This is a genomic window from Psychrobacter pasteurii (assembly GCF_900162815.1).
GTDB classification, from domain to species: Bacteria; Pseudomonadota; Gammaproteobacteria; order Pseudomonadales; family Moraxellaceae; genus Psychrobacter; species Psychrobacter pasteurii.
In genome coordinates, this window is the sequence record NZ_FUGD01000146.1 from 1 (window position 1) to 11,723 (window position 11,723).

Annotated in this window: 10 protein-coding genes and 1 pseudogene; all 11 read left to right on the forward strand. The window is 41.0% G+C overall.

Going from position 1 to position 11,723, the window contains the following annotated elements; genetic code table 11:
• Nucleotides 1-827 precede the first annotated feature (827 nt).
• Nucleotides 828-962, forward strand: coding sequence for a 50S ribosomal protein L34 (rpmH, locus tag A1232T_RS12540; protein WP_007394757.1), 135 nt, complete (start codon nucleotides 828-830; stop codon nucleotides 960-962).
• A gap of 209 nt (nucleotides 963-1,171) precedes the next feature.
• Nucleotides 1,172-1,555: a ribonuclease P protein component gene (rnpA, locus tag A1232T_RS12545; RefSeq protein ID WP_077449720.1), complete on the forward strand. Its 384-nt coding sequence runs from the start codon at nucleotides 1,172-1,174 to the stop codon at nucleotides 1,553-1,555.
• Between the two features lie 75 nt (nucleotides 1,556-1,630).
• Complete coding sequence (yidD, locus tag A1232T_RS12550; protein ID WP_077449721.1) at nucleotides 1,631-1,993, forward strand: membrane protein insertion efficiency factor YidD; 363 nt, start codon at nucleotides 1,631-1,633, stop codon at nucleotides 1,991-1,993.
• A gap of 312 nt (nucleotides 1,994-2,305) precedes the next feature.
• Entirely contained in the window at nucleotides 2,306-4,018 is a 1,713-nt protein-coding gene (gene yidC / locus A1232T_RS12555) for a membrane protein insertase YidC (RefSeq protein WP_077449722.1), read from the forward strand.
• 199 nt (nucleotides 4,019-4,217) lie between these two features.
• Nucleotides 4,218-5,609 carry a tRNA uridine-5-carboxymethylaminomethyl(34) synthesis GTPase MnmE gene (gene mnmE / locus A1232T_RS12560; protein ID WP_077449723.1) on the forward strand — a complete coding sequence of 464 codons (1,392 nt, stop codon included), beginning with the start codon at nucleotides 4,218-4,220 and terminating at the stop codon, nucleotides 5,607-5,609.
• 65 nt (nucleotides 5,610-5,674) lie between these two features.
• Nucleotides 5,675-6,136 (forward strand): transcriptional regulator NrdR, encoded by a 462-nt coding sequence (gene nrdR, locus A1232T_RS12565; RefSeq protein ID WP_077449724.1) that lies wholly within the window; start codon nucleotides 5,675-5,677, stop codon nucleotides 6,134-6,136.
• Between the two features lie 117 nt (nucleotides 6,137-6,253).
• Complete coding sequence (gene ribD, locus A1232T_RS12570) at nucleotides 6,254-7,399, forward strand: bifunctional diaminohydroxyphosphoribosylaminopyrimidine deaminase/5-amino-6-(5-phosphoribosylamino)uracil reductase RibD (RefSeq protein ID WP_077449725.1); 1,146 nt, start codon at nucleotides 6,254-6,256, stop codon at nucleotides 7,397-7,399.
• 469 nt (nucleotides 7,400-7,868) lie between these two features.
• Nucleotides 7,869-8,471, forward strand: coding sequence for a riboflavin synthase (locus tag A1232T_RS12575; protein WP_077449726.1), 603 nt, complete (start codon nucleotides 7,869-7,871; stop codon nucleotides 8,469-8,471).
• Nucleotides 8,472-8,800: 329 nt separating this feature from the next.
• Nucleotides 8,801-9,847, forward strand: coding sequence for a methionyl-tRNA formyltransferase (gene fmt / locus A1232T_RS12580; protein WP_077449727.1), 1,047 nt, complete (start codon nucleotides 8,801-8,803; stop codon nucleotides 9,845-9,847).
• 55 nt (nucleotides 9,848-9,902) lie between these two features.
• Nucleotides 9,903-11,492: a transcription antitermination factor NusB gene (locus A1232T_RS12585; protein ID WP_077449728.1), complete on the forward strand. Its 1,590-nt coding sequence runs from the start codon at nucleotides 9,903-9,905 to the stop codon at nucleotides 11,490-11,492.
• 136 nt (nucleotides 11,493-11,628) lie between these two features.
• Nucleotides 11,629-11,723: pseudogene (locus A1232T_RS14460) on the forward strand (transposase); the annotation flags it as partial.

Below are 11,723 nucleotides of genomic sequence, written 5' to 3' on the forward strand. Positions count from 1 at the left end.
GTTATAGGGGATATCGCTTTCTGTGGATAAGTTTTTGTAAAATTTAAAACTTCTACTGTGAAAACAACGAAATCATTCACTAGAAAACAATAACTTACCGTAGAAATTAAGCTTTAAAACACAAAGAATAAACTCTAAAACTTAGACTTAATTAAAAAATCAGTCTAAGTTTTAGTAAGCTCTGGTTTTTAGCAGTAAACAAATAAACAGAATAATCCAATGGTAAACTGGCTCAATTGAAAATAATCAAAATGGTTATAAAGTAATTAATCTAAAACACCGACAATGCTTTATTTTGAGATTATCAACAAGTAGATTACGTTGAGATGAAATAACATTGAGAGTCTGGAATTAAGTAAAAGAGTTTTAAAAAGAGTGCTTGAGTGTTTATGACAGATATTTTTAAAACTTAAAAAATACAGGCAGTAGTTAATATCAACATTGTTTATAAATACTTAATCTATAATACTAAAAACAGGCCAGCAATAACCTATTGTTTGTTAAGATAAACTATACGGATGAGATTTAAAAACACTAGACTGATCTAGAGTTTTTTGGAAATCCAATGTTTTTGTGAACAATATCTTTATTATTGCTATCGATCAAAAAACCGAGCAAAAAAACAAACTTTTATCTCATTGAGTGGTCTCAGTTATTATTGAGTCTAATGGCTCTGGAAAACAGGTTTATCAAACAAGCTACTATGAGTGGCTTAAAGCCTTTATTTATTATTGACAATAAGGCTCTAAACTGGCATAATCGCTCGCTACTACAAATTCTTAGTGAACACTATTTATTTTTAATTTCTTTGCTGTCAAAGGTGATTTATGAAACGTACATTCCAGCCAAGCGTTATCAAACGCAAGCGCACCCATGGTTTCCGTGCTCGCATGGCAACTAAAAAAGGTCGTCAAGTTTTAGCACGTCGTCGTGCAAAAGGTCGTCATCGTTTAACTGTGTAATTAATTATACTAATTGATATTTAATTACCTAAAAACTTTAGACAGACAAGTAATTCGAAGATTTTTATAAAAAGCACCTATTTATTAGGTGCTTTTTTTGATTATGGCCTTCAAAAATGAAGAGTCATAACTAAAAAAATTAAAATCTATTTTTTATAAGAATTATTTTGGTCTAAATCCTTGTTATCTTTATTGTATGTTGACTTACCATGACTGATTACTGTTATCCCAAAGCCAAAAGATTATTAAAGCCTGATGAGTTTAAGTCAGTATTTAATCAGCCGCTTTTTAAAATCCATCAATCTCATTTTATGGCTTTTGCTTATGATTCTGAAAAAGAGCAAGCCAGATTGGGTATGGCGATTACCAAGAAAAGAATCCCAAGAGCAGTGGCAAGAAATACCATCAAGCGCATTATTCGGGAACAGTTTCGTCATAAACATCCGAAGCTCCCAGCTTTGGATTTGGTTTTTATTCTGAAAAAACCTACCAAAGATTTAAGCAATGATCAGATGCGTCAAGAAATTGATGAGATTTTAGCTAAGGTGATTACCAAGCAGCGCAGAATCTTGGCGACTAAAACCGAAAAGTAACTCGGCAGGATTAAGCAACTATATGCTTTATTAGGTTTCACGAGAGCAAAAGTTACAGCATAAAGGGGTAGGGGAATGTGGTCACGTTTCTTGTCACGCTTACTACTAAGTATTATTAAGGGCTATCAGACCTTTATTAGCCCTGTCTTACCTGCCAGATGTCGTTACTATCCTACTTGCTCCGAGTATGGCAAGACAGCCGTGATTTGGCATGGACCTGCCCGTGGAGGCTGGTTGGCTGTTAAGCGGATATGTCGCTGTCACCCTTTGGGAGGTCATGGTATTGATTTTGTTCCTCTCCCTTTATATAAGCTCACCTTTATTCCCTTAAAAGATTCTTTTGTTTCACGTGAAACAATAATAGTAGAACGTGGGGTATATAAAGATAAAACCAGTTACGCAGCTTCTCTTAATAGTAAACTTGCTCCTTTATCATAGAGGTATAAATCTTAGGTAAACGAGCAATATCAGATCAAAAAGTTAGTGTTAATTAACACCTTATAAACGTCTTCTTATCGCCGATAAGGGCTAAAAACATCGCTTCTATATCATTTGTGATGGTTTTTTAGTAAAATAGTCCCCATTTTGTAAATATTTTAAGGGTAAGGTGGCAACAAAGGGAACGATACACCCACAATAGTTGCCATGAAAGCAAAGGGTTTACTGTACGGTTTTTTTTAGTAAATCCCTAATAAATATACCAACCCTTTTTATTTAAAAACTTCATTTAGAGTTGTTTAGGACAATCTTATGCAAAAGATACTACGGGTGCTCATCATCATTGCGATGTTGATTACCGCATATTTGTTGGTGCTAGCTTGGCAAAAAGACTATGCCAATGTGCCAGCCACATCAGCAGACGCAGTAACCCCTTCTGTATCCACTTCTAACACGGGTGCTGATATTCCTACTAGTACCGGTGAAAGTGATATACCTGCAGCAACCGCATCAGCACCAACCGATGTACCGTCTAGCGAAGTGGGTGGTGAGACAGCCAATGCCAAACAAGGTGACTTAATCGATGTAACTACTGACCGTTATCAAATTAAAATTGATCCTGTCGGTGGTGATGTTGTTTATGCCGCTTTACGTGACTATGACGCTACCTTAGACAGTGAAGCCCCCTTCGTTTTATTAGAAAACTCGGGCCAACGTGTGTATGTTGCTCAGTCAGGTTTGATTGGTCCTAATGGTATCGATACGGCATCAGGACGTGCAAAGTACAGCTATCAATCTGACAGTTATGTGATGCAGCCTGGCCAGAAAAAACTGGAAGTGCCTTTAACTTATAAACAAGAAGATGGCGTGACCATCACTAAGACCTTCACCTTTACTGAGGGTAAATACCCTATCAGTGTTAATTACAATATTAACAATACCAGTGGTAAAGATTGGAATGGTCAGTTATTTGCTCAGTTAAAGCGTGACAGTAGTAAAGACCCTGGTATGGCGGATAAAGGTGCGTTAAGCATGGCCACTTACTTAGGGGGTGCTTGGGGTACGCCAGACGATGACTATAACAAGCTTAAATTCAAAGACTTCAATGATGGTGACTTAAAAGCTGCTAGCCCTGAAGGCTGGGTTGGTGTGGTACAGCATTACTTCGTATCGGCCTGGACTCCTGAAAACTTCACAGGCCAGTTCTTTAGCCGTGAAAGAAGTGGTGACCACTTCATCGGTATGAATAGCCAAAGCTTTGTGGTACCTGCGAACAAACAAAAAGACATCGCAGCTACTTTATATGCCGGACCAAAAGACCAAACAGCACTACTAGAAGTTGCTCCTGGTCTAAACAAAACCGTAGATTACGGCTTCTTATGGCCAATCTCTAAAGTGCTTTTCGCTATTCTTGAAGGCATTCACAAGATTGTTGGCAACTGGGGTTGGTCAATTATTGCCCTAACTATCTTAGTGAAAATTGCCTTAATGTGGTTCTCAAATAAGAGTTACTACTCTATGGCTAAGATGCGTGCTATTGCTCCTCGCTTACAAGCGTTGAAAGAAGAGCATGGCGATGACCGTATGAAAATGTCACAAGAGATGATGGCCATCTACAAAGAAGAGCAAGTAAACCCAATGGCGGGTTGTTTGCCAATCTTACTACAAATGCCAATCTTCCTAGCTTTATACTGGGTATTGGTAGAGAGTGTGGAGCTGCGTCACGCACCATGGATCTTATGGATTCAAGATTTATCAGCGATGGATCCTTGGTTTATCTTACCTATGCTGATGGGTGCTAGTATGTTTGCTCAGCAAATGTTCAGCCCGCAGCCAACCGATCCGATGCAAGCTAAAGTGATGAAATTCTTACCGATTATCTTCACTTTATTCATGCTGTTCTTCCCAGCAGGTCTGGTACTTTACTGGACTGTGAACAACTTATTTACTATGGGCCAGCAGTACATTGTAAATAAGAAAGTTGAAAGAGAGCAAAGAGAAAAAGCAGCGAGAACAGCAGCTTAAGCTCGCATTACTCTCGTTATAAAGTCTCAACAATGACTTTTGAAGCACCTATATGTCACATATAGGTGCTTTTGTTTTATAGCCAGTATTAAACTAACTGGCATTGAATAAACCCCATTTAGCACCTACTATAAGACCATCTATAACAATATCTATAACAGAGTCTCAAGTGCTAACCCTTTAATTAGAGCTAATTTTTATGTCAAATACCAAAACCATTGCTGCCATCGCTACTCCTTTAGGAAGGGGTGGTGTGGGCATTATTCGATTGTCTGGTCCTAAGGCTTATGACATCGCTTGTCAGCTTACCGGTAAAGACAGCTTTACTCCTCGTTTGGCCAGTTTCTGTCGATTTTATGATAATCAGCGCAACGTTTTAGACGAAGGGTTGGTACTGTACTTTAAAGCCCCTTATTCGTTCACTGGTGAAGATGTTATCGAGCTGCAAGGTCATGGTGGCATGATTCTGCAAAACCAACTGTTAGCGCGTGTATTTGAGCTTGGAGCACACCAGGCACAGCCAGGCGAGTTCTCTTACCGAGCCTTTGAAAATGACAAGCTGGATTTACTACAGGCTGAAGCCATTGCCGATGCCATTGATGCCACCAGTGCGGCAGCAGCAAGCAGTGCCATTCGCTCCTTAACGGGGGAGTTCTCTAATAAAATTAATGATATTTTAGAGGCGTTAATTGAGCTGCGACTGTATGTCGAAGCCTCTATTGATTTTCCTGATGAAGAAGATGTGGATTTCTTAAGTGACGGAGTGATTGAGTCTAAGCTCAAGAGTATTCAGGGTCGACTAAAGACTATTTTAGCCACTGCCCAGCAAGGTCAATTACTGCGCGATGGGGTACATGTGGTGTTAGCAGGGCGTCCTAATGCAGGAAAATCCAGCTTACTTAACAGCCTAGCAGGCCAAGAGCGTGCCATCGTTACTGATGTAGCAGGAACCACTCGAGATACGCTACAAGAGACCATCGTGCTTAATGGATTGACCATTCATTTGACGGATACAGCGGGCTTACGTGACACCACAGATGAAGTGGAACGTATCGGGATAGAGCGCGCCCGTACTGCCATTAATCAAGCGGACTTATTGCTATTGGTGCATGACCTATCCAGACAAGCAGACCCTCTAGAATTAGCCGCAGAGTTGTTTGGTAAACAAGACTCAGGCAGTCCTAATTATGACCCTTCTAAGCTGCTATTAATTGGTAATAAAAAAGATTTGGTAGAGCAAAGTCAGTCTGAGAAAATGGCTGATAAAGTCGAGGTTTCTGGTTATGAGCAAATCAATGTTTCATGTGAAACATCAGAGGGTATTGAGAGTTTGATTGACACTTTGTGCGATAAAGTGGGCTTCCATCCCCCTGAAAACAGCTTAATAGCTCGTACTAGACACTTAGATGCTTTAAGAAGAACGCAGCAACATCTACAAGACGCGCATGTGCAGCTGGTGGATTATCAAGCTGGAGAGTTGGTGGCAGAAAGTCTACGCCAAGGTCAGTATAGCCTAGGTGAAATCACCGGTGAATTCAGTGCGGACGACTTATTGGGTCGTATTTTTGGTAGCTTCTGTATTGGTAAATAGTAGCACTGTCTTGTAAAACCTATCGCTTTTATAGCCAATTGATCTGATATTAATGGGAAAAAATTATGCAGTGTCCATATTGTAATGCTGATGATACCAAGGTTATTGACTCTAGGCTGGCTGCGGAGGGGGCGCAAGTTCGCCGTCGCCGTCAATGTAATCAATGCCAAGAGCGCTTCACGACCTTTGAGGTGGTAGAAGTGGTTATGCCTCGCATTATTAAATCCAATGGCCGTATTGAGCCTTATGATTCCCAGAAACTCAGACGCTCTATCCAGTTACCGCTACAAAAAAGACCGGTAACTTTGGATGAACAAGAAGCCATGATTAGCCGGATTGAGAAGCGCATTCGTCAATTGGGAGAGCGTGAAATCAGTAGTAAATCACTGGGTGAGGTGGTAATGGTTGAGCTAAAAGAGCTTGATGATGTGGCTTATGTCCGATTTGCTAGTGTTTATAGAGACTTCCAAGACATAGAGGCTTTTCGTCAAGAACTACAAAATATCAAACCTGCCGACGCTAAATAAATGCATTAGAGTTTAAATACCAGGACTGCCTTAGATTAATTAACGGCTGTTTTACGGGTTTTTGACTTAGTGCAATGCCAACTTATTACAACTATTTTGTTAAATAGAGTCAAACTTATGTTCCCCAAATCTGGAAATACTGCAAATTTCTTAGGTTCCTCCCCACTTTCTATAGATGATTATCAAAGCACTTACTTAGATCATATCGAAGGTGTTGAAGCCGCTAAAACCGAAGATTTTTATTACATGAATTTAGCGATAGAAGAGGCGAAAAAGGGGCTATATACTACGCGACCCAACCCAGCAGTTGGTTGCATTATAGTTAAGAATGACTTAATTATAGGTTCTGGGTTTCACCCTAAGGCAGGGGAGCCTCATGCAGAAGTCTTTTCTTTAAGAAATTCTACACAATCAGTAGCTGAGGCAACGGCTTATGTCACCCTAGAACCTTGTAGTCATACTGGAAAAACACCCCCTTGTGCTGAAGCATTAATCCAGTCTGGAGTAAGTAGGGTAGTCATAGCAGGCCTAGATCCTAATCCAAAAGTAGCTGGTAGGGGCGTGAATATGCTGTTAGAAGCAGGCATAAAAGTGACAGTGGGGGTGTGTACTGAGCAGGCAGAGCAGCTGAATCTAGGTTTTTTGAAGTCTATGCGGTACAAAATGCCTTATGTCCGACTAAAAATTGCCAGTAGTTTAGATGGTAGAACTGCAATGGCATCAGGAGAGTCCAAGTGGATTACAGGCCCAGCAGCTCGGGAAGATGTACAAAAAGTACGCGCCTTAAGTGGGGCGATTATCACTGGAAGTCAGACAGTTATTGAGGATGACCCCAGTTTAAATGTGCGTTCTACTCAGTTGGGCGTTGAGGCTGAGCAAGTGCCACAGCCCAAAGTAGTGGTGCTAGATAGACGTAAACGCTTGTCACAAGAAGGGACTGCAAAGAAGATTTATAAAGTACTGCAAAACGATCAGACTTTACTGTGGTCTGATAGTGATTTAGAAGCATTATTGAGAGCGTTAGTAGTAGAGCATGACATCCATGATGTGCTTATTGAAGCAGGCTCTAGGGTGTCTGGTAGCTTTATTACAGCGGGTTTGGTAGATGAGTTAATTGTTTATCAGGCTCCTTGCGTGTTGGGGAACAGTGCCCAGCCTATGCTTAGCCTTGATATTGAGAATTTATCTTGCCAACGTCGCTTTCAATTGATGGATTGCAGTCGAGTTGGCACAGATCTTAAGTTGGTTTACAAGGCAATTTAGCCTTTATATTTAGTCAACTTTTGTTTGGTTTTAATGGATTTCAGCCTTATTTGATTGTTATTTCTTTATTTAGAAACAGGGCTGAAATTATCCATAAGCTCAAAGTGTTAGTAAAGTTGTCCACAGTATGTGAATTTTATCCCCGCTATCCACTATTCTTTGCTGATGTTTCACATGAAACTGTGGATTAAATATGTTTCACATGGAACTTCTTTACCAGCCTATTTTGTTAAAAGCTATATATGATAAGGGTTCCACGTGGAACTATATTGAAAATAGATAATAGGTTTTTTTGTGTTAGGGTTGTGGATAACTATTACAGTCTATTCCTTTATCCATAGCGGTTAGAGAGTTTTTAAAAAGTTATCCACAGGCTGTTTTATTGCGATCAGTTAGGATTTAGGCTTTTTATTAGGTATTGTTTTTTAAGTTAGATGGTTTTTTTTCAAATTAACAAGTTGGAGCAAATATGTTTACAGGTATTATCGAAAGTACAGGAATTTTGAAGTCTATTACTGAAGTTGGCGGTGATGTGCGTTTGGTTATTGAGTCGGATAATCTAGACTTTAGTGATGTGAAACTAGGCGACTCTATTGCCAGTAACGGTATTTGCCTAACTGTGGTTGATATGGACAGTAATAGTTATTCAGTAGATGTTTCACGTGAAACTCTAAATAAGACAGCTATAAACAATTGGCAACAAGGTGATACCTTAAACCTAGAAAAAGCTATGTTGCCGACCACTCGTTTTGGTGGTCATATGGTATCCGGTCATGTGGATGGGGTAGGGACCATTGAAGTGATGACTGAGGACGCGCGTTCTATTTATATTGAAATTGCTATTCCTGAAGCATTGAAAAAGTATGCAGCGACAAAAGGATCAATCACAGTGGATGGCATTAGTCTGACCACCAATTTAGTGAAGGACAATATTGTTTGCTTAAACATCATTCCCCACACTGCGGAAGTGACTAATATTGGTCGTCACTGGAAAGTTGGTGGCCCAGTAAATATCGAAGTAGATTTAATTGCCCGTTATCTTGAGCGTTTGACCAGTGTGGCTGCTGAATAAAGAGTTTTGCATGATAGTTTGTTAATACTCGATAGTTTGCTAATAAGCATTAAGAGAGTTGTCTCTTATTAAGCTGTTGGCTATTAATACGCTATCCACTAAATTGATGGCTCCCTAAGTAGAGCTATTACAATTAATAGATTACGCTCACCAAGCCCTTCTTACACTAAGGAGGGTTTTTTTGTTGTCAGTTGTTAGGTTAATTGATACGCCCCTCTAGGTTTCATGGCAGGGTGACCATAATTTCACTATAATGAAACAAAAGCAGGCTTAATCAAAAATTATCCGCTGACACCTTATTTCTATCATCTGTATATCGAATAAAAATTATGAGTATTGAAAATCAGTCTTCTAACAAACAACGTGTTATTTTCGCCGGTACCCCTGAATTTGCCGCCATTAGTTTGCAAGCTCTGATCGAGCAGCAAGAGGCACTTAATATCGAGCTGGTCGCGGTTTACACTCAGCCCGATCGCAAGGCAGGTCGTGGTCAAAAACTTACCGCCTCCCCAGTAAAACAATTGGCGCTTGAGCACAATCTTCCGGTTGAGCAGCCGCTTACTTTTAAAAAGTCGGTAGAAGAGGGGCAGGCCGCTCGTGAAACCTTAGCTAACTATAAGCCTGATGTGATGATTGTGGCTGCCTACGGTCTTATTTTGCCGGTGGGTGTGTTAGAAGCACCGACTTATGGTTGTTTAAACATTCACGCGTCCTTGTTACCGCGTTGGCGCGGTGCAGCACCGATTCACCGTGCGCTACTGGCTGGTGATGAGCAAACGGGCATTACTATCATGCAGATGGATAAAGGCTTAGATACGGGCGATATGTTATATAAGGTGACCTATGACATCGCTGCAGATGAAACCACAGCCAGTTTGCATGACAAGATGGCAGAGCTGGGTGCTGAAGCCATTGTGACGGTATTAAAAGATTTGTCGCATTATCAAGCACAAGCTGAAAAGCAAGACGATAGCCTTGCCAACTATGCCGAGAAACTAAGCAAGTCGGAAGGTGAAATTGACTGGACTCAATCGGCAACCCATATTGAGCGTCAAATACGCGGTATGCACCCATACCCTGGTGCCTACACTTTCTTGGTAGATCCAGAAGGTAAAAGCGAACCAAAACGTGTGAAAGTATTATCGGCAATGCCGGTAAATGCGTCTCAAACGACGGTTGTAGAGACTGGAACGGTAATCAGTGTCGGTAAAAATGCAATCTTGGTAGCTTGCGGAAAGGAAAGTGCGGACCAAGAAGCGACGACTTTACGTCTAACTAAATTACAGTTTGCCGGCAGCAAGCCCGTCACTGCTGAGCAAGTGTGTCATGGTAGTCAGCTTGATGATGGGGATAAGTTCGTTGCTGCGCCAGAGTAAGACTTTTCTAAATAATGAAAACACAATCAAATCAATTATCATAATTAGGCCTTAAATGAGCAGCAAACCAAATAGCAGTACTCAAAACAAAAACGTCCGTGTCGCAGTGATTAATACCCTGTTATCTATTCAACAAGGACAATCACTAAGCGGTCTGTTAGATCCCTTATTAAACAGTTTAAAGGGTGAGGATAAGGGCTTTGCGCATGCGTTATTGCTCACGACTTTGCGTCATTGGCATGCGACAGCGCGCTTGCTTGACAGTTTAGCGGACAATCCGATTGATGAGATTGAGGTACGTACTACCATTCAATTGGGTATCACTCAGTTGTTATATCTCAATGTCGCTGATCATGCTGCTATCCACGAAACAGTAGAGGCGGTGAAACATATTGACTATGCGCGTGCGTCAGGCTTAGTCAATGCTGTGCTGCGTAAAGTGGCAAAAAATCCGAATAAGTTTCGTAAAAAAGCCAATAAAAACCACAGCTTGCCGAATTGGCTAGCACAGCAGTTAAAATCAGATTGGCGTGAGCAATACGATGAGTTAACCCAAAGTCTGCGCCAGTCTGCGCCGATGTTTTTGCGGGTAAATAGTCTACAAACGGACTCTCAGAGCTATATCAATCAGCTTTCAGAAGAAGAGATTGCAGCAAAACTGGTCTCTTTAGAAACGGCAATCAAGACGGGTAGTACTGACGAAACGGTTGCTATTAAACAACAAGCGATTGAACTGATTGATAGTGTGCCTGTCAGTCACCTTCCTGAGTTTGAAGAGGGCATTGCTAGCGTACAAGATGCGCATGCACAGCTCGCTACCCCTATTATTGATGCGCTACTACAAAAAGCGATTAGTGCTAATCCCACACAGAATGTACGCTTGTTAGATGCTTGTGCTGCTCCTGGCGGTAAGTTGGCACACTGGCTTGAGCTGTTAGGCAATCAAGAAAAACAAGAGACAGGACTGTTTCACGTGAAACAATCTGATGGACAGAGTATTCCTATTAGCAAGGTTGAGCTGACAGCGATTGATAATGAAGCACCACGTATCACGCGTATTTTTGAGAATTTAGAGCGTCTTCAGTTGCCGGCGCCTATTGTGAATAGCAAACTACATTTAGAAATAGAGTGCGTCGATGCGACCACTTGGCAAGCCAAAGAGGCGAGTGATGAGTCGGCTGGTTTTGATGCGATATTACTTGACGCCCCTTGCACCGCAACCGGTGTTATTCGCCGTCACCCAGACATTACTTTGCTGCGTAATGAAGAAGATGTGCAGCATACGGCGCAATTACAAGAGCGAATCTTGGATAACTTATGGCCTCAATTAAAGGCCGGCGGTTATTTGTTATACGCAACTTGCTCGATCTTAAAGCAAGAAAACGTGGAACAGATTCAAGCCTTCCTAGAGCGTCATAAAGATGCGGTGGCTGTGCCTTTTAATAATGAAAAAACCAATTGGGGTATTGAGCAAGAAGTTGGTCGCCAATGTTTACCTGTGTATAAACTTAGTGATGCATTAGAGCCGACTGCAGTTGAAGATGATAAACTTGGTAGCCTTGATATTAAGGAACAACAAGGCATTGCTCAAGCCCCTGCAGGTGGTGATGGATTTTATTATGCGGTCATTAGAAAACAAAGCTAGAAAATAAATATTCAATAGTTTATCACCAGTCGCCGTAAAACCACCCACTTCAGGGGGTGGATATAAGGCGACACACACTGTCGTAAGAAGTCGTTAAAGGGTTGTAAGCTAAAATTAATCTTGCGATACTAAGCATATGAAAACACTCAAGCTACGCATTAAAGACAAACACATAAAAGAGTTGAATCGTCTAAGCGGTTCAGTGAACTTCGTGTGGAACTATGTTAATGC